At 57.5% G+C, this 25,217-nt stretch carries 11 protein-coding genes; 6 read left to right on the top strand and 5 right to left on the bottom strand.

Annotated elements, in window-relative coordinates:
- Positions 1 to 61 precede the first annotated feature (61 nt).
- The 5 genes from dusB to ACYZTR_RS04015 all read left to right on the top strand — a co-directional run bounded on the left by dusB (position 62) and on the right by ACYZTR_RS04015 (position 7,440).
- Positions 62 to 1,072: a tRNA dihydrouridine synthase DusB gene (gene dusB / locus ACYZTR_RS04035; protein ID WP_461976646.1), complete on the top strand. Its 1,011-nt coding sequence runs from the start codon at positions 62 to 64 to the stop codon at positions 1,070 to 1,072.
- Positions 1,069 to 1,389: a DNA-binding transcriptional regulator Fis gene (fis, locus tag ACYZTR_RS04030; protein ID WP_007907419.1), complete on the top strand. Its 321-nt coding sequence runs from the start codon at positions 1,069 to 1,071 to the stop codon at positions 1,387 to 1,389. The genes dusB and fis overlap by 4 nt, the downstream gene beginning before the upstream one ends.
- Before the next feature lie 81 nt (positions 1,390 to 1,470).
- Positions 1,471 to 3,078, top strand: a complete 1,608-nt coding sequence (gene purH / locus ACYZTR_RS04025; RefSeq protein WP_461976644.1) for a bifunctional phosphoribosylaminoimidazolecarboxamide formyltransferase/IMP cyclohydrolase — start codon at positions 1,471 to 1,473, stop codon at positions 3,076 to 3,078.
- Between the two features lie 189 nt (positions 3,079 to 3,267).
- The gene (purD, locus tag ACYZTR_RS04020) at positions 3,268 to 4,563 is read left to right on the top strand and encodes a phosphoribosylamine--glycine ligase (protein ID WP_461976642.1); all 1,296 of its coding nucleotides are present in this window, start codon (positions 3,268 to 3,270) and stop codon (positions 4,561 to 4,563) included.
- A gap of 99 nt (positions 4,564 to 4,662) precedes the next feature.
- Positions 4,663 to 7,440 (top strand): hybrid sensor histidine kinase/response regulator, encoded by a 2,778-nt coding sequence (locus ACYZTR_RS04015; protein WP_461976640.1) that lies wholly within the window; start codon positions 4,663 to 4,665, stop codon positions 7,438 to 7,440.
- A 38-nt stretch (positions 7,441 to 7,478) separates the two neighbouring features.
- Here ACYZTR_RS04015 and ACYZTR_RS04010 read toward each other — a convergent pair whose 3' ends face one another.
- Genes ACYZTR_RS04010 through ACYZTR_RS04000 form a run of 3 tightly spaced genes read right to left on the bottom strand, consistent with a single transcriptional unit; the run spans position 7,479 to position 9,742 of the window.
- Entirely contained in the window at positions 7,479 to 8,147 is a 669-nt protein-coding gene (locus ACYZTR_RS04010; RefSeq protein WP_461976638.1) for a hypothetical protein, read from the bottom strand.
- Positions 8,144 to 8,875: a hypothetical protein gene (locus ACYZTR_RS04005; protein ID WP_461976636.1), complete on the bottom strand. Its 732-nt coding sequence runs from the start codon at positions 8,873 to 8,875 to the stop codon at positions 8,144 to 8,146. Before ACYZTR_RS04005 ends, ACYZTR_RS04010 begins: the two co-directional genes overlap by 4 nt.
- Positions 8,876 to 8,935: 60 nt before the next feature.
- Complete coding sequence (locus ACYZTR_RS04000) at positions 8,936 to 9,742, bottom strand: hypothetical protein (RefSeq protein ID WP_461976634.1); 807 nt, start codon at positions 9,740 to 9,742, stop codon at positions 8,936 to 8,938.
- 269 nt (positions 9,743 to 10,011) lie between these two features.
- On the opposite strand from ACYZTR_RS04000, the gene ACYZTR_RS03995 reads away from it, so the two are divergent.
- Positions 10,012 to 10,608 (top strand): MarC family protein, encoded by a 597-nt coding sequence (locus ACYZTR_RS03995; RefSeq protein WP_461976632.1) that lies wholly within the window; start codon positions 10,012 to 10,014, stop codon positions 10,606 to 10,608.
- A gap of 11 nt (positions 10,609 to 10,619) precedes the next feature.
- Here ACYZTR_RS03995 and ACYZTR_RS03990 read toward each other — a convergent pair whose 3' ends face one another.
- Together ACYZTR_RS03990 and ACYZTR_RS03985 are read right to left on the bottom strand one after the other, a co-directional pair.
- On the bottom strand, positions 10,620 to 17,681 hold the full coding sequence (locus ACYZTR_RS03990; RefSeq protein WP_461976630.1) for a TcdA/TcdB pore-forming domain-containing protein: 7,062 nt from the start codon (positions 17,679 to 17,681) through the stop codon (positions 10,620 to 10,622).
- Between the two features lie 203 nt (positions 17,682 to 17,884).
- On the bottom strand, positions 17,885 to 24,958 hold the full coding sequence (locus ACYZTR_RS03985; protein ID WP_461976628.1) for a TcdA/TcdB pore-forming domain-containing protein: 7,074 nt from the start codon (positions 24,956 to 24,958) through the stop codon (positions 17,885 to 17,887).
- Positions 24,959 to 25,217 lie beyond the last annotated feature (259 nt).

Genomic DNA, 25,217 nt, shown 5'->3' with positions numbered 1-25,217 from the left:
CGGGTATCATGCCAACCCTTTTTCGAACTCTCATGATCCGGCCCCACAGCAGGGAAGTCCTATGTCGGCGGTACGCATCGGTCCATATACATTGCACAACGGCTTGATTCTCGCCCCGATGGCGGGGGTCACCGATCAGCCCTTTCGTCAGCTGTGCAAGCGACTGGGTGCAGGGCTTGTAGTCTCGGAAATGGTCACCAGCGACATGAGCTTGTGGAACACCCGCAAATCGCGGATGCGCATGATCCACGAAGGTGATCCCGAGCCCCGCTCGGTACAGATCGCCGGTGGCGATGCGCAGATGCTGGCGGATGCGGCCCGGGCCAACGTCGAACTGGGCGCACAGATTATTGATATCAACATGGGTTGTCCGGCGAAGAAGGTCTGCAACAAGGCCGCCGGTTCCGCACTGTTGAAGGATGAAGCATTGGTCACCGAGATCCTGCAGGCCGTCGTGGCCGCGGTTGATGTGCCGGTCACCCTGAAGATCCGCACCGGCTGGGACCGGGACAACAGGAACGGCCTGACCGTGGCGAAGATCGCCGAGCAGGCAGGCATTACGGCGTTGGCGGTTCATGGCCGCACCCGTGCCGATCTGTACACCGGTGAAGCCGAGTACGACACCATTGCCGCGATCAAGCAGGCCGTGTCGATTCCGGTCTTTGCCAATGGCGATATCGATTCGCCAGAGAAGGCCCGGTACGTGCTCGATGCGACCGGTGCCGATGGCCTGCTGGTAGGCCGGGCCGCCCAGGGGCGGCCATGGATTTTTCGTGAGATCGATCATTTTCTGCGCACCGGCGAGAAACTCCCGGCACTGGAACTGATCGAGGTGGAACGCATTCTGCTAGAGCATCTGGCTGCGCTGCACGTCTTCTATGGAGACGTCATGGGCGTACGCATTGCTCGAAAGCATGTGGGCTGGTATCTCGCAACCTTGCCGGGCGCCAGGGAGTTTCGCGCCCACTTCAATCGTTTGGAAGATACGGAAGCACAATGCGCCAACGTTCAGGGCTTCTTCGCCGAACGTAACAAGAGCCTGGCAGGGGACGGAGACGAGGTGGCCGCATGACGATGATGACCGAGACTTTAGTGAGTGGAACAACACCCGTGAGCGACAACGTGAATTTGAAACAGCACCTCAACACGCCGAGCGAAGAAGGTCAGACCCTTCGCGGTAGTGTCGAGAAAGCGCTGCACAATTATTTCGCCCACCTTGAAGGCGCTGCCGTCACGGATGTGTACAACCTGGTGCTCTCCGAAGTCGAGGCCCCCCTGCTCGAGTGCGTGATGAACTACGTCAAGGGCAACCAGACCAAGGCCAGCGAGCTGCTCGGACTGAACCGAGGCACGCTGCGCAAGAAACTCAAGCAGTACGATCTGCTGTAAGCATTCAATCAAACCAGAAAGGCGCCCGCGTAAAAACGGTCGCCTTTTTTGCTGACTCCTTTGCTTTTGATGGAAATTGAAATGACCGACCAGACTACCCGCCTGCCGATCCGCCGCGCCTTGATCAGCGTTTCCGACAAGACCGGGATCCTCGAATTCGCCAAAGAGCTTGAAGCCCTGGGCGTCGAGATCCTCTCCACCGGCGGAACGTTCAAGCTGCTGCGCGACAACGGCGTTGCCGCAGTGGAAGTCGCGGATTACACCGGTTTTGCGGAAATGATGGACGGTCGGGTGAAAACCCTGCACCCGAAAATCCACGGTGGGATCCTCGGTCGTCGCGGTATCGACGACGCCATCATGAACGAGCACGGCATCAAGCCGATCGATCTGGTCGCGGTCAACTTGTATCCGTTCGAAGCTACCATCAACAAGCCGGGCTGCGACCTGCCGACCGCGATCGAAAACATCGATATCGGCGGCCCGACCATGGTCCGTTCGGCTGCAAAAAACCATAAAGACGTGGCCATCGTGGTCAATGCCAGCGACTACGCCAACGTTCTGGAAAGCCTCAAGGCCGGCGGCCTGACCTACGCTCAGCGTTTCGACCTGATGCTCAAGGCCTTCGAACACACCGCCGCCTATGACGGCATGATCGCCAACTACATGGGCACCGTGAACCAGGCGGCAGACACCCTCACCACCGAAGGTCGCAGCGAATTCCCGCGCACCTTCAACAGCCAGTTCGTCAAGGCTCAAGAAATGCGCTACGGCGAGAACCCGCACCAGAGCGCGGCGTTCTACGTTGAAACCAAGCCTGCGGAAGTCGGTATCGCCACCGCGACCCAACTGCAAGGCAAAGAGCTGTCGTACAACAACGTGGCCGACACCGACGCCGCGCTGGAATGCGTGAAAAGCTTCGTCAAACCGGCCTGTGTGATCGTCAAGCACGCCAACCCGTGCGGCGTTGCCGTCAGCCCGGACGCCGAAGGCGGTATCCGTCAGGCCTACGAACTGGCCTACGCCACCGACACCGAATCTGCCTTCGGCGGCATCATCGCCTTCAACCGCGAGCTGGATGCTGAAACGGCCAAAGCCATCGTCGAGCGTCAGTTCGTCGAAGTGATCATCGCCCCAAGCGTCAGCGAAGAAGCCCGCGCCATCGTGGCTGCAAAAGCCAACGTACGCCTGCTGGCCTGCGGCGAGTGGTCGGCTGATCGCGCGGCTGCCTGGGACTACAAACGCGTCAACGGTGGCCTGCTGGTGCAGAGCCGCGACATCGGCATGATCGGCGCCGACGACCTGAAAGTCGTGACCAAACGCGCGCCCACCGAGCAAGAGATCCACGACCTGATCTTCGCCTGGAAAGTCGCCAAGTACGTTAAGTCCAACGCCATTGTCTATGCCAAGAATCGCCAGACCATCGGTGTCGGCGCTGGCCAGATGAGCCGCGTGAACTCCGCTCGTATTGCGGCGATCAAGGCTGAGCACGCTGGCTTGCAGGTGCAAGGTGCAGTCATGGCATCGGATGCATTCTTCCCGTTCCGCGACGGCATCGACAACGCGGCCAAGGTCGGTATCACTGCGGTGATCCAGCCAGGCGGCTCGATGCGTGATAACGAAGTGATTGCAGCCGCTGATGAAGCTGGCATCGCCATGGTATTCACCGGCATGCGCCACTTCCGTCACTAACAAGACGACGGCCGCACTGAAGCCGGCATCTGCTGCGTTGGAGCCGACCTCGATGATGCTCATTGCCAAAAGGCAACTCCGCTCATCGAGGTCGACTCCGCCTTGCATCTACCGACGTCACTGCGACCTCCTACGGCGTGAAGCGCTTTAGGTTCTAAAACAGAATTAGCGTCATCCGAGGTTTTTGAAATGAATGTTTTGATCATTGGCAGCGGTGGCCGTGAACACGCCCTGGCCTGGAAAGTGGCTCAGGATCCGCGCGTGCAGAAAGTTTTCGTGGCTCCGGGCAACGCCGGCACCGCCATTGAAGCCAAGTGCGAGAACGTTGCTATCGACGTGCTGGCCCTTGAACAGCTGGCCGACTTTGCCCAGAAAAACGTTTCCCTGACCATCGTCGGCCCGGAAGTGCCGCTGGTCGCCGGCGTCGTCGATCTGTTCCGCTCCCGTGGCCTGGACTGCTTTGGTCCGACCGCTGGTGCTGCCCAGCTGGAAGGTTCGAAAGCCTTCACCAAGGATTTCCTGGCGCGTCACAAGATCCCGACGGCCGACTACCAGAACTTCACCGAGATCGAGCCAGCCTTGGCTTATCTGCGTGAAAAAGGCGCGCCGATCGTGATCAAGGCCGATGGCCTGGCTGCCGGTAAAGGCGTGATCGTTGCCATGACGTTGACCGAAGCCGAAGACGCTGTGCGCGACATGCTGGCTGGCAACGCTTTCGGGGACGCAGGTTCGCGCGTGGTGATCGAAGAGTTCCTGGACGGCGAAGAAGCCAGCTTCATTGTCATGGTCGACGGCAAGAACGTATTGCCGATGGCCACCAGCCAGGACCACAAACGCGTCGGTGACGGCGATACCGGTCCGAACACCGGCGGCATGGGTGCTTACTCCCCGGCTCCGGTCGTGACCGCCGACGTCCATCAGCGGGTCATGGACCTGGTGATCTGGCCGACCGTGCGCGGCATGGCCGAAGAAGGCAACGTTTACACTGGCTTCCTGTACGCCGGTCTGATGATCGACAAAGCTGGTAACCCAAAAGTCATCGAATTCAACTGCCGTTTCGGCGACCCTGAGACCCAACCGGTGATGCTGCGTTTGCAGTCGAGCCTGGTGTTGCTGATCGAAGCAGCCCTGGCGCAAGCGCTGGACAAGGTCGAAGCACAATGGGATCCGCGTCCGAGCGTCGGCATCGTGCTGGCCGCGGGCGGTTATCCGGGTGACTACGCCAAAGGCATTGCCATCAACGGCCTCGATGCAGCCGCAGCACTGGAAGGCAAAGTCTTCCACGCCGGTACTGCGCTCAAGGATGGTCAAGTGGTGACGGCCGGTGGTCGGGTACTCTGCGCCACCGCAATGGGTGCCAGCGTCGATGCCGCTCAGCAGCAAGCGTACAAGCTGGCGGCCAAAATTGACTGGGAAGGCTGCTTCTATCGCAAGGACATTGGCTACCGTGCCATTGCCCGCGAGCGTGGCGAAAATCAGGAATAAGAGCGCCATTCGGCCAGGCAAGGGCTTCGGGCACTTGCCGGGCTATTCCGGCGCCGCGCATAGTAATATTCTGGCATCAACCTACGAAGGGATTTCGCCGTGCGCTGGCTCAGGATTGCCATAGGTTTCACCGTCACTCTGCTGACCCTGCTCTGCATGCTCCCGGCTCAGGCCGCGCAAGGCAGTGGCTGGGCAGTATTGCTCGACGAACAGGGCGACCTGCAGCTAAGCGACATCCGTTCCGCTCGCTACACCAATCAATTCAGCCCCATTGAACTCGACCGCCTCACCGCCGCCGAGCCCGAAGGCGCTTTATGGCTGCGTTTTCGACTCGCGCCCGGCAAGCACGAACAGTTGCTGCGGGTGTTCGCTCCCGACCTGTCGCACCTCAATATCTATGTGCTGGACGGCGACACGCTGATCGAGCAATTGAACACCGGTACCGGACAGCCCCAGGCTGAAAGGCCATTGCCCAGCAGCGACTTCATGTTGCCGCTGCCGCAAAGCGAAAAAAACCTCGACGTTTACCTGCGACTGGTCTCCGACCATCAGTTGCGGCCTTACATCACCTTGCAGTCGGCGGTCATGACCGCGGCCAATCAGAATCAGACGCTGATCTACGGTCTGTTGTTCGGCTGTATCGCGATGCTGATCCTGCACAACGTCATTCGTTATGCCTACACCCGCTCGCGCAGCAGTCTCTGGCTGGCTGGCTGCGAAGGGCTGTTGATGCTCAGCCTGGTCCTGTTGCTGAATGTAGCCGGACCCTGGTTGCCGGACTGGCATGCGGTCCAGACGCCGGGGGCTTACCTCGCGCTGCTGCTGACAGCGCCCTGCGGTCTTATGTTCGCCTATCGCTTCTTTGCCCCGCTCGGCCCGCACCCGCTGAACAAGCTGCTGCTGGGCGACATCCTGTTCATCAGTGTCTGCGGCTTGCTGCTGTTGTTCGTCAACACGCTGCCGCTAAACATCATCACGTACGCGCTGGTCGCCCTCGCGGGCCTGACCATGTTGTTCGTCAGCGCCTACCATTGGCAAAAAGGCTATCGCCCGGCACGTCTTTTCGTGGCGGCAATGGTGGTGTTCAACGCCGGCACGCTGATTATCCTGCCCGCCCTGCTGGGGCTGACCCTGGTGGAGCCTCAAGGTCTGATCATCACGTTGCTGGTGTTCATCTGCATCAGTGGCCTGTTGATGAGCATTGCCTTGAGTGAACGTCAGCGCAGCATCACCGAAGACCGTTTCAGCGTCAGCCGCGACCTGGCCGCCAGCAATGCCGAGATCAACGCCAAGGCCGAATTCCTGGCAAAAATCAGCCACGAAATCCGCACTCCGATGAATGGCGTGCTGGGCATGACCGAGCTGCTGCTGGGCACGCCGCTCTCGGTCAAGCAGCGCGACTATGTGCAGACCATCCACAGTGCAGGGAACGAACTGCTGACACTGATCAACGAGATCCTCGACATTTCAAAGCTCGAATCCGGGCAGATCGAACTGGACGATGTGCAGTTCGATCTCAACGCGTTGATCGAAGACTGCCTGAGTATCTTCCGCGCCAAAGCCGAACAGCAGAACGTCGAGTTGATCAGCTTTATCCAGCCGCAGGTACCGCGCGTCATCAGCGGTGATCCGACACGCCTGCGCCAGACTCTGCTGAGCCTGCTGGAAAACGCCCTGAAGAAAACCGACGAGGGCGAGATCCTGATCGTCGTCGCGCTCGATGAGCGCAGTGCCAAACCGCGCTTGCGCATTGCCGTGCAGGACAGCGGTGAGCCGATGGACGCCGAAGAGCGCGACGCATTGATGCACGCCGAACTGCACAGCAAGCACTTCCTCTCGGCCTCCCGCCTGGGAGGCAATCTGGGGCTCGTGATCGCCCGTCAGCTGATTCGCTTGATGCAAGGAGAGTTCGGCATCAAGAGCGGCGCCACCCAGGGCAGCACCTTGTGGCTGACCCTGCCGTTGGACCCTGACCGCCTCGAACACCCGACGTCCGACCTCGATGGTCCACTGCAGGGTGCACGGGTGTTGGTGGTGGACGACAACGACACTTGCCGCAAAGTGCTGGTGCAACAATGCAGCGCCTGGGGGCTGAATGTCAGCGCCGTACCGTCCGGCAAGGAAGCACTGGCGCTGCTGCGCACCAAGGCCCACCTGCGCGATTACTTCGACGTGGTCCTGCTGGACCAGAACATGCCCGGCATGACCGGCATGCAATTGGCCGCCAAGATCAAGGAAGACCCGAGCCTGAACCACGACATCCTGCTGATCATGCTCACCGGCATCAGCAATGCGCCCAGCAAGATCATCGCGCGCAACTCCGGGATCAAACGCATCCTCGCCAAACCGGTGGCCGGCTACACCCTCAAGACTACGTTGGCCGATGAGCTGAACCAGCGTAACAAGGGCCTTTCCATCTCACAGCACGTGCCCATCGGCCCGACTTTACCGGTGAAAGTGCCAAGCGATTTCCGCATCCTGGTGGCCGAAGACAACAGCATTTCGACCAAGGTGATTCGCGGCATGCTGGGTAAGCTTAACCTGCAGCCGGACACTGCCAGTAATGGCGAAGAAGCCTTGCAGGCGATGAAAGCCCAGCGCTATGACCTGGTCCTGATGGACTGCGAAATGCCGATCCTCGACGGCTTTTCCGCGACTCAGCAATTGCGGGCCTGGGAAGTCGGTAATCAGCGGATTCGCACGCCGGTGGTGGCGCTGACCGCACACATTCTCGCCGAGCACAAAGAACGTGCGCGCCAGGCCGGCATGGACGGGCACATGGCCAAACCGGTCGAGCTGTCGCAACTGCGCGACCTGATCGAGCATTGGGTGGCCCAGCGTGATCAGCAGATCCGGGCAGCGACTCAAACGTCCTGAGCCTCGACATTGCAATCATCAGATGCTCGACATGCTGCTCATATCTCCAGCGCATGTAACTGACGAGTCGTTTCGGCGACAACTGCAGCCGCAATTTTCTCTCTGAACGCTGCGTAGTGAAGCGTGCTGAAAGTAATAATCGCCATTTCTTCCTGACTGGTTTCAACGATTTCCTCCATTGGCCAGAACAGAAACTTCGAGACCGTTCTGCGGATGCTGAACTGTTTGTGGTAAAGGGCTATCTCTATTTTTCCGGGGGATTTCGGCGTGCAAGGAATTACCTGAAAGAAACCCGTATCGCGCACCAGACTTGCCCCTTCGAATGCATCAAGAGCATTGCGATTGCGCTTCAGGGCTCCTAACGCCTGACTTGCCGGCCGCGAGAAGTTTTCGCCAAGCGACCGAGATAGTTGCCGCGCAACGCTATCGGCCATTAATCCCTGCCCAGCCTGTCCGGGGCTGACAGGACGCGCCGAGTCCCATCCCAAATACCTGAGCTTGTTCTTGTAATAGTCGAACCAGTTGCCCACCAAACCGTCCTTGTAAGCCGAACGCGTTGCCAATTGCGCGTACAGGTTGCTCAGATAGATATCTTCTCGATCCTGGGGGGACAGGCCCTCATTGAAAGACACGATACTCCCACCCACGACGGCAGCCCTTGGGGCGTTACTGCCACCGTTGGCCAGTCGCAAACGCGTGTTAATCATAAGGGCGCTCCGGCCGGCAACTCGTGCTCAATGGCATCAGAAACGCCAAGAATATTCTTCGCCGCCTTATCCCCCAGTTTTTTAACAATCGCATCGCGAAGGGGCTCATAAAGTGCATTTGACAAGTTGGCTTGGAAGCACCTCAGTTGAATATTGCCCAGCACAGTATCGGAGGAGAAGAACTGTCCCAGAGGGTTGGAAATAACCTGTTCTGTGGTCTCAACCTCCACGTAGACGCTGCTCAGCACAGGCCCCTGCTGGGCCAGAATGACTTGCAGGCTGATCTTGCAACCCGTTTCAACGGTCGTTTCCGAAGGTCCTGGATCTTTTTGCCTCTGAACATGCTTTCGCAGCAGTTCAATGGCCGGTAGGGTGCAGGGTAACTGAGCGACGCGGTTCAATACGCCCGTTACTTCAGTAACAATCGTTCGATCAACAAACTCTCCCAGCCGACTCCCCACCCAGTCCACCATGTTGCATTTAGACCCGGCATCCAGTGTAAAGCCGCCCCACGCTACCGCTTTCTGTAACCAACCATCCTTTAACACTTCCCGGTACGCGTCATACCACTCACCCGTGTGAGAGAACGCTGGATATTTCCTGTTTGCCACCAACTGCGCAAGCAATACCGAATTCAACACATCGAGTCTTTCTTGTTCCACCATACTAACTGGCAACAAGACAACAGCGCCCGCGTTAATAAAAACCGAATAATGATCAACTATCATAAGCACCTGATTTATTCATGGATGGCGACCACACCGTAGTCGCCAAAAGATTACCTTGAATCAGATTTCGTATTCTTCGATTTTTTTCTGCGCCCGGTCGCCCAACCTTGCAATAACAGTATCTCGCGTACGGCTAACAATTGCCGGGACCATGGTCATATGGCATTCACCGCGGTACAGATCGACCGAACTGCTGTCCCAATCAACGAACAGGACTTTGGTCTGATTAGTCCGTTTGACAAAACGCACAGCACCCAATGCCATGATCACTTCACCGTGTTGGGTTTCGTGACATGCCGCCACACCAAAGCCCCCGGTGCCGGACTCTTTGATGTTTTGATCAAAGACCTGAAGCGGTTTATCACTGGCTTGCAGCGCAGCGATTGCATCGCCGGCCACTTTGAGCATCAGTACAGAGGTTGGGCCGGGAACGGCGGCCGCCGCCACGGCCGATGCCAGAATCTTCAGCGCCAGTTGATCCATTTTGAAGCTCTTGCCGGAAGCCGCGACAGTGTCGTAATACTTTTTCAGAATAGCCCATCCGCAATCCTGCATGACTTGAAGGAAAAGCTGATACCACTCCTTGCCTTGTTCATCACGCGGATATTTTTTATTAGCCACCAACGATGCAAACAAATAGGCGTGCTGAACATCCGTTTGATTTTGCTCAGACATTCCCGACACAAATGCCAGAATTCCATCCCCCACAATCGAAGCACGATCCGGCTTTTCGATTTCGGAGCTCAACGCTGCAGACTTGAGCGTTAAACCTCGCGAAGCAATAACAACATCCGGCATAACATCATAAGCCTTCAAACGTTCAAGACGATCAGACAAAGTGATAACAGGGTTAGATTCAATATTCATAATAACTTCCTTATTTAATTCAGGCCCTCCATGGACCTGAGAGACAAACTTACGCAACCCACATAACGATCACAAGCTCGCAACTGTTACCGCACATAATACAACTAGATATTAATAAGACCCACTATACCACCCACTAACAAAAGCAAAACAACCCTACAAAAAACCGAAATCTTTCTACACTTTATACTTCACCCTGACGGCGAGCCGACAGACACCCCGGCGCCTGATAGACTCCACATCAATTTCATTTCCCGTGAGCTCCGACCATGCTCCACGTGTTGTTCAGCGTTTACCTGAAGATGCTGGTGCTTTACAGCCCGTTCTTCGTGTTGTCCTGCTTCATCAGTCTGACCCGCGGTTATTCGCGCAAGGAACAACGTCGGCTGGCCTGGAAAGTGGCGACAGCCACGCTGGTCTCCAGCGTCTTGCTGTACCTGTTCGGGCGGGTGATTTTCAGTGTTTTCGGCATCACCGTGGACGCGTTTCGCATCGGTGCCGGCAGTGTGTTGTTCATCTCGGCGCTGGGCATGGCCCAAGGCAAGTCGGTCGTGCAGACAGACAATGTGCAGCAGGACGTGACCATCGTCCCGCTGACCATTCCCCTGACGGTCGGCCCCGGCACCATCGGTGCGCTACTGGTAATGGGCGTGAGTCAGCCTCATTGGGACGACAAACTCACGGCCATTCTCAGTATTGCCCTCGCCAGTTTCACCGTCGGCGTGGTCCTTTATCTGTCCAGCCGCATCGAGCGCATTCTCGGTGACCAGGGCTTGCAGATCGTCAGCCGGTTGATGGGCCTGTTTGTCTGCGCCCTTGCAGCGCAGATCATTTTTACCGGGGTGAAGGGGTATCTGGTGCCCTGAGTGGCGGCCGCTTACCCTGCGACTGCCGATTCCGTCAGCAGCTCTTGCAGGGTTGCACTGCCAACCTTGCCTTTTCTGCCCCGTAACCGCGCCACGAACATCGATATCGGATGTGAGTGCAGTTCTTTAAACGCGAGGAACACTTCACCGCGCAAGGCCGGGTCGGCCGAACACACATCACGGAAGATCAGGCAGTGCTCGCTGTCCGGGTCAACGATGACCAGATGGTCCTGGACAATCTCGAATAACAGTTTTTCAGGCTGATCGAACTCCCAGATCAATTTGCCTGGAATGGCGGGTATTTCATCCAGCGCATGTCGGCAGTCGACGACGACCGAGTCCAGTTTCCGCCAGACTGCCTTCGTCAGATGACACGTCACGGCGCCCTGGCCCAATCGCAGAATCAACGTATTGACGTCATCGGGAATCAGCGGCAGGAGATCGCGCTGGGTCTTCTGCCCTTCGACGACCAGCACGTGGGCATTGCGCTGGACATAATCAAACGGCCCGATGCTTAGCATGTCCGGATAGATATGCACCCATCCATCCTGGCGCTCATGCAGCAACACGTTGACCTGGTCTTGAGTGCCGAGCAGCGCAAAATCCCGGGGCAGGTTTTTATCAGCAATCCGGATCAGCCGGGCACTTTGTACGTCATACCATTGCAAGCTGCCAGGTTCGGACTCCACAGACACAAACTCAGGATGTTCCGCCGCTTCCAGTAACAACTGGAGATCTTCGATCCAGTGTTCGCCATGCGCGCTCACCCAATCGTGGCTGACCCCGGTGATGATCTCCGCCTCCTGATAACGAAGCTCCAGTGATACGCCGTCAACGGTTATCCCGCGCAATCCGGCGGCCTCAATCGTCACGTCGGCGAACCGACAGTCTTCCCACTCCCGTTGATAAGCCGGCAGGCTGTCGCTCAGCAACAATTGCAAACCCGCGCCGAATGCTTGATCGAGCTGCTGCGGATCGATGAAATTCTGGGTCCAGATCTCGCCGCTTGATAGATCAAACAGCCAGACTGCTTGATTGTCCGGGGTTACGCCGAGCAAGCGAACTTCCCTGTCGCGTCCCGGATCGCACAGCAACAATCGGTTATTCACGTACCAGGCGCACAAGGTGCCGTCACCGATAAAGTTGCGCAAACCGACTATCGCAAAACCCTTGCCCGGATAGTGCTCGGCAATCGGCTCCAGCGCCTTCCACCACTGAGCACGATCCTTGAGCCACTGCTCGCTCAAGCCGCCCAGTTGCACCTCGCCTTGCGAGGTCAGGTTGAAAAACAGTCCGTTTTTATCGAGCGCCACATAGCCGCCCTCGACGACCACAACCTGCTTGAGCTCGGCAAGCGATACCCATCGGTGGGTCCACTGCCCTTTGCCCTCTGTCACGATCCATTGCAGACGGCATAGTTTCTGAACGAGTCGGTCGTAAATGACGAACACATCGCTGTCGTCGGCCATCGACAACAGCATCAGATCGTTCAGGTTCTTGATCGAGTCGGCCCAACCACGAGCATGTTTCGGGCCAGGCTGCGGATGGATGAGGAGTCGGTCGCGGCTGCGAACCCACACCATGTCTCGCCATATCGGTTCAAACTTCCAACAGATCGAAACATAAACTGCCGGCTGCCAGTCAACCGTAGTCACACCGTTGTTCTCTAGGGTCGTTATCCACGGCAAATACTCGCCCAGTACCGATGACCAGTGGGCCAGTTTATCGCTGGCAAATACCACTGCCTGTAGTTCCGGCGCCATGTCGTGAGTAACGGAACTCAACAACAGTTGCCCTTCATGAATCAGGTACCGGTATTGCCTGGCGGGTCGATGACCGACGACGTATTCCTGCACGACATGAATCACACCCTGAGCGTCCGCTTCGATACTGCGAATGGCGCTCTCACCGTTTTGGAGCAATAAACGATACCGATTCTTGAGTAACCCTGTGGCGGCATCGACTTGCCAGATCACGAAACCCTTCGGGTCGTAAAAATAGGCAGATCCATCGACTACCAACGAAAGCTGCGGCTCGCTGATGTCGAGCACTTCCTCGTTGCGGACATAGAGGAATCGATCTTCACGGGAGTCATACCAGGCCGTGGTGTAACGCGGTTCTTGCGGATCCTCGAACGGGATCAGATAGTGATGGACCGGCATATACGGCAGTACCAGTCGATGCGCCTGCGCAAGGCTCTTGTAGTGTTTCAGCAATGCCTGTTCATCGAGTCCGTCTGGCGCCGTCTGCTCGAGAAGGTCCAACTGGCGTCTACCGCGACTGACGTTGAACAGCTGGTCAGCCGTCCTGATCAGCACCTCGTGGAGACCTTTGCCGGAAAACGTCACGCGGACGCTGCCGATGTACAGATCGCCCGACGCCTCGATCCGGATATCTCGTTCACTGGCCCAGCTTGCCTGCAACACCCAGCGGCAACGCTTTAGGCTTGGTGAGACGAGGCTGATGTTTGCCCCGGGATTGAGCGTCACTGAACAGGAGGCGTCTGCACCTGTCAGCTGATAGGACAATTTACCGTGCCAGACTTTCGGCAAAACGGGGATCACCAGTGCACGTTCCACCGCATCCAGTTGCACCTCGATGAGCGTTTCGCGATACACCGGATTCAGGCGATAAAGAATGTAATCGGTAGGAAAGGAATAGAACGAAAACCGAAACAGCCACTGGCCGTCCGATTGCTTTTTCTCCAGGCGCCGGGCCGTATCGAAACCGCGATCGTGACGTGAGTTGGCAAAGGGCAGCGCCTTGTACTCATAGCCGTAACAGGTTTGCGGCGTACACGGCAGCACGATAGTTTGTCCGCCGGGCGGGGCAAATCCGATCTGTGCGGGCAGTCTCAGTTGTCGGCGGATATCGATCGCCCGTGCGTAATCGGGGTCGAAGTCCGGCACGCCGAAATGATCGCGCAGGGGATACAGTTTTGGACTGTCGAGCATCACCTTCCCGGCATTCAAGTCGATGCTTTTTACGATCAGTGAGGGCTGCGCAACCCACGCGGCCAGAGCGTCATCGTAACGGTAGCCGCCCCCGCGATAAGCCCGTTCCATGTCGTCGAAAAACTTCCCGACCTCCTGCGCCTCACGCGCGATATTGGCAAATCCTTGGGCCAGTGCGGCAACCCCAACGGCCAATCCACCGAGAATGACTCCGGCGCCACCGAGCACCGCCGCGGCGGTCGATGCGCCGGCCAGCCCGGCACCGATGCCGCCCGCCGTTAACGCCAGGCTGGCAGAATCGAATGTCAGCTGAGTGCCGAACTGAGCTTTCTCGACGTCGGTTTGTGCCGTCGTCAACTGATAGACATCAAAGCCGACATTGGCCAGCCCCAACACGGCGCCGACACCTTCGTTGGTCGCATGGCCCAAGGCCTCACCGACTACCGGCGCGCACGTGCGGGCGATGATCTTTTCTTCGCCCAGCGCGGCGCGAACCAACTGCACCAGGCCCACCACATCCACGACGTTGCCATGCACCAACTGGGCATAGTTGACGTACGCGTGCAGGCGCACGGCGGTGGTCAATGTCCGGCCATCCCCTTCCCGCCCTCGCAAGGCGTTCATCAACGCCTGGATGGTGAAGCCTGCGTTAAGGGTGTGGACACTGCCAGCTTCGGTCGGATCCAGGACGCCGCCCGTCTCGACCGGTTTACGCGCCAGGGTCGAAAACTGTTCCGACAGCCAGTTCTTGATCCGCAGCAGCCGGTGATCGTCGCTGAGCACCTGAATCACGTGTTGCGGGTCTGACGGATTGATCAGACTCACCCGGTATTTGCCCTCGGGCGTGATCTCCAGCGTTTCGAACAACGGCACCAACGGCGTTGCCGACGGATGCAAATCCTGCAAGGAGACAGCAGCGAGCGCGATCTGCTGTCCCCACCAATGGCTGTCCAGCGCCAGCAAACTGCTGCCCAGGTGCGAATTGTCGACCAGCGATTTCCCATGGGCACTGTTCAAACGCTGGCGAATCGCATGCGTCGGTTTTCCCAGCAAAGGTTCGGTCTTGAGCAGCTGCGCCACCTCGAATCCGGCAGACAGTTTCAAGGCGGCCACCTTTTCACCCTGCAGTTCGATCAGATCAAACACCGGCCGGGCTTCAGAACCATAGGCTGCGTAATAGCGGGCCATGCCCTGTTTTTGGAAAAAGTGCTCCAATGCCCGCTTGAACATGGCCGGATGCTCGAATTCGCACAGACCAAAGTTGGGATCATAAAAATGATAAGTGGCGAGCCCTGCATTGACGGTCTTGGCCACCAGCATCGAATGATTATCAGAGTTGAGCATCAGCGTACGGGTGCCAGCGTGTTTCTCAAGTGCGGCAGTGACCTGATCCAGATCCGCGCGTTCAAGCGGCGTCCCGACCTCACTCAGTTGCACGTCCCGCAGCTCTTCCAGCGCCTGCACAAAGGCTGCCGAATCGTCTTGCCCGGGTTCGAGCACCGCCAGAAAGAAACGCTCGCGCAAGCGTCTGGAGGCCATATCGTCCTGCGCGAGCGCCGCGCTCATCACCAGCGCCAGCGGATAACAACGCCCGCCAATCGCCTCGCCACCGCTATGCAGCAGCAGATCCTGGGGAACCAGTTGAACGCTGCTGGCCTCGAGATCATCGAGTACCTGCGCCAACCGTTCGCCGAGCTGAATGCGATGTTCAAGGGTGGCCACTTGCTGGATGTGCGCCACACGACGGCCCCACTGAAACAGCGTCGGCGTCTGTTTCAAGGCGGCTTTTTTCAGTTCCAGCGCGCTGTCGGACACCATTGACGGCTGATCCAAATCGCTGGACAACCCTACTCTGAACCTCGGTGCCTTATGCTTGAACAGTTGCCGCTCAATGACGGCGTAACGGCCGGAAGCGCCCTGCTCGGCAACGCTGTTCGCCAAGTTCTCCAGCTCGCTGGCGGCCCCTATGAAGCGCTGGTTATGCAGTGAATCCCATCCTAACAACACGCCTAGCGACAGCCTCTGCAAAGGGCTCGCCTCAATGAAGTGACGGGAGCCACTGGCGATGTCGCTCAGCAATTCATCAACCCCCAGATTTCGAACTTTCTCATCGCTCAGGAAGGCTGGAGGGTGCGCCTCGGAAGCCTGGTGCCTGATTACCTGGCGATCATCAAAACTCAGCGGTAGCTGTTCCTCGAAGCGGATTGCGCCATTGTGTCCCTGCCTCATCGCCTCGATGAACGGCTCGCCGAGCCCGTCGACCAAGCGCTCCAGTATGTCGGTCAGCAGCACCGGCCGGTTTTCGATGACGGGCCAGCCCTCTTGAAACTCAATCGTCGAATGCTGCAGAAGCTGCGCGATATCGCCCGTGTAACGGGTCTTGTACTGGCCTTCGCGCCAACGCGTCTGCTCGTCGCTGACCCATTTTTCGGGGTCGGTTTCGTTGTCTTTCCAGGAATGATCCAGCTCTTCTTCGGTAGCGCGGTTGACCGTCGTGTGGCTCGCAATGGCGGCCTCCTCGCGCACGCTCTCGGCCATCGAGGGGGTAAAGTGCATTCTCGCGTAATCGGCCATGCCATCACGTATGGCAGCGGGACCGGTCAGGTAGATTGTCCCTTCGCTTTGAAGACGGATGCCGTCGCTGAAGTAGCTCGTAGCGGCATTTGCCAAATACCTCGCGAAGATTTCTTCATGAGTCGGCAGTTCGATCAGCGGTCCATACGTTCTTTCCAGCACCTGCGTCACCAGCGGCTCCATGGCGCCACCATCGCTCAATGCAACGCCTTGCTGCGCGGCCAGTCGAGTCGAGTCATCAATCACCCCGTAGTTAAACCGGAAACGCTCGATCACTGCTTTCAATATCGCCGAGCGGGGATGCGCCATCAGAAATGCATTGGTTATCGAGTTGCCTTCGGTCACCGCCCGCAGCATAAAAGGTCGGGCCAGCCGATCTTCCGGCGGTAGAAACACCTGGCTCAGGGCCGGCCGGCTTTTGGCAAATGCCTCCAGTGCCGGCAGGTGTTCAGGGGGAATCCTGGTGGCGTAACTGGAGGACGCCTGACGCCCAGGCATCCATTCGGGATTGTCATTGAGCAACAACTGCAGAATCCCCAGACGGGCATCGGGTTCAAAACCACTGATGTCGACTCCGCCCAGGGTCGTCGACAACGGCGGCAAGTTGTCGACATCGGTATAACTGCCACCTTCGGCGTACAGGACTTCGGCACGCACCACATCGGAGGCCGCCGCCAGATTGCCGCGCAAACGCATCTCCCGCTCGTAGATGTCCTGCAGCTGCAGCGGTACTGCGCCAGCATCGAGATCGCGCAATTGGAAACCGCTCATCTCCAGCACGCTGCGATGATTTCGGTCCTTCAGCGCTTGCAACTGCGCCGCATCCTGACCGTAAGCCCGGCCCAGCAAATCCATCCGGGCGTCATCGGCTGATTCGCCCTTCGCCACCGCCGCATTGGTGTGCGCATACATCTGTTGCTTCAAAACAATGGCGCGCTCCTCGTACAGGGTAGCCAGCTCATTTTCGGAGATGCTCTTGTCTGCAACCTGAAAAAGGGCATCTGCCTTGGCGGCTTCGACAATCAGTTTGTTGGTTTGCCAAGCCAGCAGCGCATCGCTGTCATACCAGAGATTGAGGGTGTAACCCTGCTCGGCCAACACCTGTTTCCACACATTGAGGTAGTCGCGCTGAATGTCGCCGAGCCCGCCGCCGAGCCAGACAAAGTGCAACGTCTTGGGAACATCCGTTGCCACCACTTTCATCTGCTCGACACGGAACTGAAGTCGCGACTCATAACGTTCGACTTTGTCATGTATCTGCGATAAATCCACAACCCCGTCAGCAACGCGAGGCGTCTGCGCTTCGAGGCTGCGCTTCACTCGACGCGTGTCCAGCAACTGTGCCAGCGTCTGTTTGAATAGCCCCAAGGGTTCGAGCAATCTGGGCGACTCCAGCAAACCGATACAGGCAAAGTAATAACGAATTACCGCATCATATTGCTCGCTATTCTTGTGCGACAACAGCGCCTGCTCAAGGTCAGACAGTTTGAAAAGATTGACGAACTTGACATAGCCGTCATTGTTTTGAACTTTCGCTTCCTGCATGGAAAACACACTCCTGGATTTAATCTATTAATTAATATGCCAACAAGCAGACACATAAAAACACCGCCGCCGGACGTGGAGCCCAGCGAACATTTCACTCATGCCAAAGACAAAACATGATTACTAAAACGCAAACTTAAAAGTTTGTTTTTGCTTGATAGTGCATCAATACGATAAAAAGACCCGCCGTCCGAAAGTGCCGGCTATTGAACGGTTGCGGCTTTCTTGATCATTTCGCCCAACACGACATACCCCGCATCGCCCTGGATGTCCTTCAACATCTCCAGCAATCGTTCAAGGCCAAATCTGTGGTCATGCCCCTGGAGCTTGATGCTGACTTCCAATGGCATCCTTGATTCTCCATCCTGCGGATCCGCATCACGCACTATCAGGCTATGAGCGTTGTCCGGATCGGTAACCACCAGATGCCCCTCAGCCACACAAAGCAACAAACGCTGGTTGTCGGCCATGTCCAGGGCCAGCGTACACACGGTCGCCGGTTGATCCTCCCGGGGAGGCCGGTTATCGATGACAATGCAGTCCAGCCGCTGCCAGGTCTGCTCGGACACGCAATAGGTCTGCACCTGCGAACCGAAGGCCAGAATCAATTTGTCGACGCCATCCGGAACCAGAGACAACAGGTCAGTGACCTCAGCGGTCGTCTCAAGCACCAGTACTTCACCCTCCCTGCGGGCATGACTGCCCGTCAACCAGATGCCATTTTTCGTACCCCGGTCGAAAATCAATCCGTCCACCGGGTCGAACAGCATCGGCACCGATTCGTTTCGGGTTCCAAGGAACACCGCCCACTGTCCATCGGCTCGCCCGGAGACATCGAACACACGGTTGAGCTCGGGTACAAAGTACTTGTAGCGATTCAGAGAATTTTCGACTGGCAGAACCGAGGCATGGGCATTACCCGACATCAGTGCTTTCAAACGCGATTGCAACTGATCAATCGTCTCACCGTGAACATAAGACCATTGATTTTCCACGCTCACGATCCGTGCAGGCCGGCTGTCCAGCAACTCCAGATTCACGCCTTCACGGGTTCGCCCCCGTAGCCCTTGCCCGTCGGTCAGCACCTCGGCAAACGACCAGCCAGACCAGACTTTTTGCGCGACCGGCAGGTGCTTGGGATGCAGCACGCGGGCGCCATTGGCAAAGGCCGGCCGAACGGCTTCGAACCCGATTAGCCTCTGGCGATAGATCTGCCCTGCTGCAACATCGAGCAGCCAGCCCGCTTGCCTGTCGGGGGTCAGCCCGAGCAACGCCAGCTCTTTGCCATGGCCGATGTCCGCCAGCAGAAGCTGTCCGTCGATGCACCACGCCGCGACGAAGGTACTGTCGGAACCGATGGCCAGGCCAATAATCGGAATCGGCCCACCCGAATGTTCTTTCACCAACACAGGTAACGCCGTGAGCCAGTCTGGATGCTGCTCGAGCCAGCGTTGGCCGACGCCGACAAACTTCAATGCGCCGTCCATCTCGATCTCGAACAGCCGGCCATCGGCCTTGGTGGCGATGTAGCGGCCGGCAGTGGATGAGACCTCTTCAACATCGCTCTCGATAATCTCGTCACGGAAAGTGTCAGGACTGTCCAAATCCCTAAATCCACGGAAGAGAACGTTGCGTTCCTTGTCGTAGAAAAGCATGGCGTCATTATCGACTTGATCCCACATCAGCATGATTCTCTGAGTGAGTCCTATGCCATCGCGAAAATACTGGTTGTCATGCAGACGAATCCAGACCGAATACTGGAACTCCTCCCACAGATACATACGCCCGCAAATGAATTGAGCGGACGTCCAGTTGGCAATCGATGCAGCCATACCGGGCGTCTCATCCGCATAGGAATGAGGCTGTCCGAAGGCGTCGATCGGATCCCTCCAGTCCTCCACGTCGGTGCCAAAAAATTGGTCGTGACGGAACGCTCCCCAGGTATTGATGCCAACGAACGTCAGGGACTGATCGGTGATCAGGTACTCCAACGTATAGTCGTAGGTCCGTTTCCTCTTCATTTTCTGCACCACGCGCAGTTTCCCGTCTGCGGTCTGCTCGCAACCGCTGATTGTCGAACCGCTTTGCGGGTTCATCAGGCGATAGCGATGGTTGACCGTTCCGGTGGTCGCATCGACACGCCAGAGGGTCGGATGGTCAGGATGATAGAACCAGACGTGTTGACCGCTGACGCCACCCAGAAGGATCCCGTCGTTGACGGCAGCCGGAAGATTGCGTGCGTAGAGCACCCGATCCTGCGCCACATCGTAGTATCCGGTGGTGTACACCGGTGCGGATCGGTCGTTGAACGGGATCTCGTAGTTGTGCAGCGGTATATACGCAGAAGCCAGCCGCTTCTCGTGCGCCCGCTCGCGAATCCGGGCCAGCGCAGTCGGCAGTGCAGTCTCGTTCGTTCCGGAGTCCAGTGTGACGGACAGCAACACCCAATGTTGCTGGTCTTGGTCGAACCGGAAAAGCTCCCCGTTCGCCAGTTCGAGGAACCCTTCCAAGACTCCGAAACCCTCGACCTGGACGCCGTCGATGGTCAGGATTGTGTTCTCCAACGTCACCTGTTTCTCACTGACCCATGGTGCACGAATCATCCAGCTGACCGACTCGCCGAAAGTGCTGTTCCTCAAGGCAACCGCCACGATCCCGGGAGTCAGGCAGAGTTGATAGAGGCCCGAGTGAGCGCTGATTACGTAGGAAATGCAGTTTTTCCATTCCCTCGGCAACTCTGGCACCAACAATTGCCGGACATGAGCGTCCAGGATCACGGCTATCTTCGTCGGTTTGTAGACCGGGTTGAGCTTGTAGAGGATGTGCGGGAACGGAGTATTGGCAAAGAAGTAAAAACGACGCTCACCTTCCTCGTCATATTCCAGCTTGCTCACCGTGCTGTTGTGCAGGCTCGGGTACCAGGTTTCCGAAGGAAGGTCTGACGCCTCGACGTCGGACTCGCCTTCCTTCGGCACATAATCGAATCCTGCCGACCCCAGTTGGTACTCATAGCCGTAGTAACAAATCGGCGTACACGGCAATACCACTGTCCGGATCGGTGGAATCCCGGGATCCAGCGCGACGAAGTCTGGCAGCTCCAATGCTTGGCGAATGTCGATGGCCCGGTGCAACTGCCTGGGATTCGTGTCGGGCTGCGGCAGTTCCAGGCCTCCGCGTACCGTCGGGTAAAATTTCTGACTATCGAACCCAATGCGTTTTTTCGGCATGTCCAGATGAGTGATGACCGCCTCCGGTTCGAAGCGCAAGACCCCGTCCTTGCTCGTGTAAGCGGCGACTCCGTAAGCGTCCACGATAGTGCGCAAATGCTCGCCCACGGCCCTGGCCTTGTCGCTGATTTGCCCCAGGTTGCTGGCGATGGCCGTCACACCGATGCCCACGCCCAGCAACGGCACCGACAGAATGGCCGCTGCCGCGCCGACGGTTCCGCCCACGGCCAGTGCAACGACATCCAGCCCCAGCGCCGCCACGTCGAACACCAATTGCGTGGCCAGCCGCGAACGTTGCTCCTGGTTGTTCGCTACGGCCAGGCCATAGATGTCGAAGCCAATGTTCACCACGGAAAATCCGATTCCTACCCCCGTGGACGCACGGCCCAACAGCCGCCCGGACAGCGACGACTGGCGTATCGCCAGGGCCTGCTCACTGGCGGCGACCTGACGAACCAGATTGATGATCTGCACCGAATCACTCACCACGCCATAGCCCAGCTGGGCATAACTGACATAGACCTGCACCTGAAGAGCGACTGCCAGCGCCGGCACTTGCCCCTCCCCGGCCTGATACTCACGGTTGCGCATTTCGGTGATCAGGGTCTGGATGGCGAAGGCAAAACTCAAGCGACTGCCACCGTCGGCTTCCACCGGGCCGGTGTTGTTGCCCGCAACCCTCTCCAGCAAACTTCGAATATGTTGTTTTAACTTGATAAACCGCGAGTCGGCGGTGGTGACCTTGACAGCATCCAAGGGATTGCGGGCGTCCACCATCGTCAACGTATAACCCGTCTCCGGACTGCCCTGAACCGTCTCCAGCAATGGCAAGAATTCACGCCCCAGTTCATGTTCGCTGCGTAAATGGCTGGTCGCCTCGTCGAATTCACGCGCCCAGTAACGTCCGTCCAGTTGCGCCAGGCTGGCCCCCATCCGGGCGTTTTCCGACAGCGAGCGCGTGCGCTGAACAGTCTGTCGTTCCCATATCGTGGTGGTTAGACCAGACGCAACCGGTCCGTCATTCAGCAAGCTGCCCACCTGCACTTCGGATGGCAGGATCCTGTCGGCAATGACCGCAGGATTGAGTTCGATGACGTTGAATGACGGGGTGGCAGACAGGCCATACAACCTGGCCAATTCGGCGTTGCCATGACTCAGGTAGCGCTCAATGCCCTCCTTCATCGACTGCACCTGGTCAAATCCATACACGGCGAAATTGGGATCAAAGAAACGATAGAAACTGCTGTCGCCGACGACGACTTTCGCCAGGAGCAGCGCATGGTTGCCGGTATCAAGCAGCAGCACGCTCGTGGTGCTTTTCGCTTGCAGCGTCTGCAGAATCTTTTCCAGGCTGTGGGTTCCCAGTGGCGTTCCGGCGTTGGTCATGGCGACGCCGAGCAACTCATCCAGAGCCTGCATCAATACCCGGGAATCGGCGTCATCGGGCATCAGACTGGCACTGGCTACCCGGCCGACCAGCGTTCGCTCGGCGCTCACGCCCCTGCTCAGCGCCACCGCCATGAGCAATGTCAGTGGGTAGCACCGCCGGCTCGGGTCGCCCGGTGTGCGCGCCAGCAAATCCTGAGGCAACTGCCGCGCGGAAAGGGCGCCGGCCTGAAAAAACTGTTCACGAACCTGCGCAGCACGCTTGAGGATTTGCGTGCGATATTCCCGCTGCGCGGTGCCGTTGACTTGCGCGATACGCCGCCCCCACTGGTTCAAGCTCAGGGGTTCGGTCAACGCGAGTGCCTTCAGCTCCCGCGCCGTTTGCAGGCCGGGGACGCCACCCTGCGCAAGGCCTGCTTCGAATGCCGCAGCCTTGTGTTGCTGCAGGGTTTTCTCGATCATCGCGTAACGGGCAAACACCCCGCCTTCAGCGGTTTCCCGGGCCAGCCTGAGCGCGTCTTGCCAGGCGTTGGCAAAACCCGTGGCATCGAGGCTCTGGGCGCCGAACAGACCGCCCAGCACAACGCGCTGCAGCGGGCTCAATTGTTCGATAGGAAGCGAACCGTGTTGGAGACGGGCGAACAACTCGTTGAAGTTCGCGGCCTGCTCTGCACCGAGGGACGGCGGGAGTTCGCTGATAGGTTGGGCGAGGATCTGCTGGCGTTGGTCGAAGCTGAGGCTCAACGGTTTGTTGAGTACCATCTCGCCGCTGATCTTGCTTCGCATCGCCTGGATCAAGGGCTCGCCCAGATCATCCATCAACTGTTGCAGCACAGCCGTCATCAACACCGGCCGGCCTTCTATGACGGGCCAGCCTTTTTCGAGAGTAAGGGTCTGACCTTTAAGCAATTCATTTACATTGCCCTTGTAACGTAGGTTATAGGCCCCGTCCTCGATTTTTTTTGTTTCAAGTTCGAACCATGCAGTTTCCGTCTTGGCGTTGTCTTTCCAGCTGTGGTGGGTCTCCTCTTCGGTTGCCAGATTGAAACCGTCAAACAGATTGACCCTGTCACTGACTAGTTGGCGGGCACTCGCAACTCCATGGTGAATGACGAAATCACTCAGTCCGCTCGACACCGCCGATGGGCCGCTCATGACAATGGCCGATTGGGCGCCGAACTTGATGCCGTCGGCATCGTAGCCAGCGACTGCCGGTAAAAAGCTATTGAGTGTACGCAGGTCTCCCTCCCAGTCTGATATCGGCCCGTGCTGCTTCTCCCACTCGCCAATAATCAGATCGGTAAACGCCTGGTGATCCTGAAGCGATAGGTAAGCTGTCTGTGCCTGCTCCAGCACACGGTCACGGAACGCGTAGTTCTTGCGGATCTTTTCCATGACCCCGGCAATCGCTGCAGAGCCTGCGTGGCCGCTCAACAATGCATTGGAAAGACCGTTGAAGGGGACGATTGAATTGGCCGCCAGATCAGGACTGTTCTTGTTACCGACACGCAGCCCGCCTTCAGAGACCATGACGTCACCGAACGGTGCAAAAATATCCCTCACTGAAGATACTTTTTTGGCGAAGGCTAGCAACGCCTCGTTGTACTGCTCAGGCACCTTGTGACGTAGATCTGCATAGTGTGAACCGCGGTTCGGAAGGATCTGCGGATTATGATCAAGCAAGACCTGCATAACGCCGATGCGCTCCTCGGCATCGAAACCGGTGAGATCCACGCCACCGATTTTTTTATGCAAGGACGGCAGCAGATCCGCATCAAGGTAGGTACCGCTTTCGAGATTCACAACCTGCAGACGCGTGATATCCGACGCCGCTGCCAAATTGGTGCGAAAGGAGATTTCGCGCTCATAAATATCAAACAACGGTTGATCGGATAACCGCGTGCGGATGTCGCGAAGCAAAATCCCGTTGCGTTCTACAGCCTCCAGGGACTGCACATTGCGTGACTTGAGTACCTTGAGCGCCTGTTCATCCTGGCCATAGGCTCTGACCAAAAGATCGATTCGCGCTTGGTCGGCACTTCCACCCGCGCCAGTGACCTGTTGGATATGTTCGAACATCTGCTGACGCAGCACCCGCGCTCGTTCGATATAACGATCAGCCAGCGCAGCAGGGGTATCTGCCTTCCCTTCAGGGACAGACATGGCCCCGAGGGCCTTGGCCGATTCGACAATGATTCGATTGGTTTCATGGGCCAGCAGCGCGTCACTGTCGTACCAGAGATTAAGGCTGTACCCATCGGGCCCCACCCTCTGCTTCCAGACATTGATGTAATCACCCTGGATTGCACCCATACCTCCGCCAACCCAGACAAAGTGCAGTTTTTTTGGCACGGCTTTGGCAGTACTCAACAACTCCACGGTGGTGGTCAAGCGAGTATGGTAATCCGCCAGAGTTGCTCGAAGTTGTTGCAATTGGACCTTCGAAGCATTCGGTGGAATTGTTTCGATAACGTCCTTGAGCAAACTGACCGCCGTCAGCTGTTCGGACAAACTGGAGGCCGTGACAGCACCTTCGTAGTAACGCAGCGCCTTGCCTTGAAATTCCGCATTTAACTGGCGCGTCAGGACGAACTCCAACTTGGCTCTATCAACAGATTTAGAAAAATCCCGACCGACCAGCCCCTCTGCTTCTGCACTTTTCAATTGAATATCCTTTTTCATTGAGCAAACTAGTTATTCAAAAAATAACGTCAACTTGCACAACCCATCAACTCGCAAGGAATTCAATTAATGTCAGAACAAGGGAAAAACCTATATCAACCCATTACACTACAACACCATAAACATGACTTAACCCAACGACATCAGGGTGCGAGCGCTTTATATTTCGCGCATGACAACGCATGCACTTTGTATGTCCAATTATAAGAATTGAAACGTGGGCAAATAACAACCCCACAAC

The sequence above is a fragment of the Pseudomonas sp. Hz4 genome (assembly GCF_054898165.1).
This window is presented reverse-complemented; position numbering and strand designations above follow the sequence as displayed.

Coding starts and splice junctions, on each gene's coding strand:
- ACYZTR_RS03995 (WP_461976632.1), top strand. CDS start 10,012: ATGCTCCACGTGTTGTTCAGCGTTTACCTGAAGATGCTGGTGCTTTAC.
- purD (WP_461976642.1), top strand. CDS start 3,268: ATGAATGTTTTGATCATTGGCAGCGGTGGCCGTGAACACGCCCTGGCC.
- ACYZTR_RS04005 (WP_461976636.1), bottom strand. CDS start 8,875: ATGATAGTTGATCATTATTCGGTTTTTATTAACGCGGGCGCTGTTGTC.
- ACYZTR_RS04010 (WP_461976638.1), bottom strand. CDS start 8,147: ATGATTAACACGCGTTTGCGACTGGCCAACGGTGGCAGTAACGCCCCA.
- fis (WP_007907419.1), top strand. CDS start 1,069: ATGACGATGATGACCGAGACTTTAGTGAGTGGAACAACACCCGTGAGC.
- ACYZTR_RS03990 (WP_461976630.1), bottom strand. CDS start 17,681: ATGCAGGAAGCGAAAGTTCAAAACAATGACGGCTATGTCAAGTTCGTC.
- dusB (WP_461976646.1), top strand. CDS start 62: ATGTCGGCGGTACGCATCGGTCCATATACATTGCACAACGGCTTGATT.
- ACYZTR_RS04000 (WP_461976634.1), bottom strand. CDS start 9,742: ATGAATATTGAATCTAACCCTGTTATCACTTTGTCTGATCGTCTTGAA.
- purH (WP_461976644.1), top strand. CDS start 1,471: ATGACCGACCAGACTACCCGCCTGCCGATCCGCCGCGCCTTGATCAGC.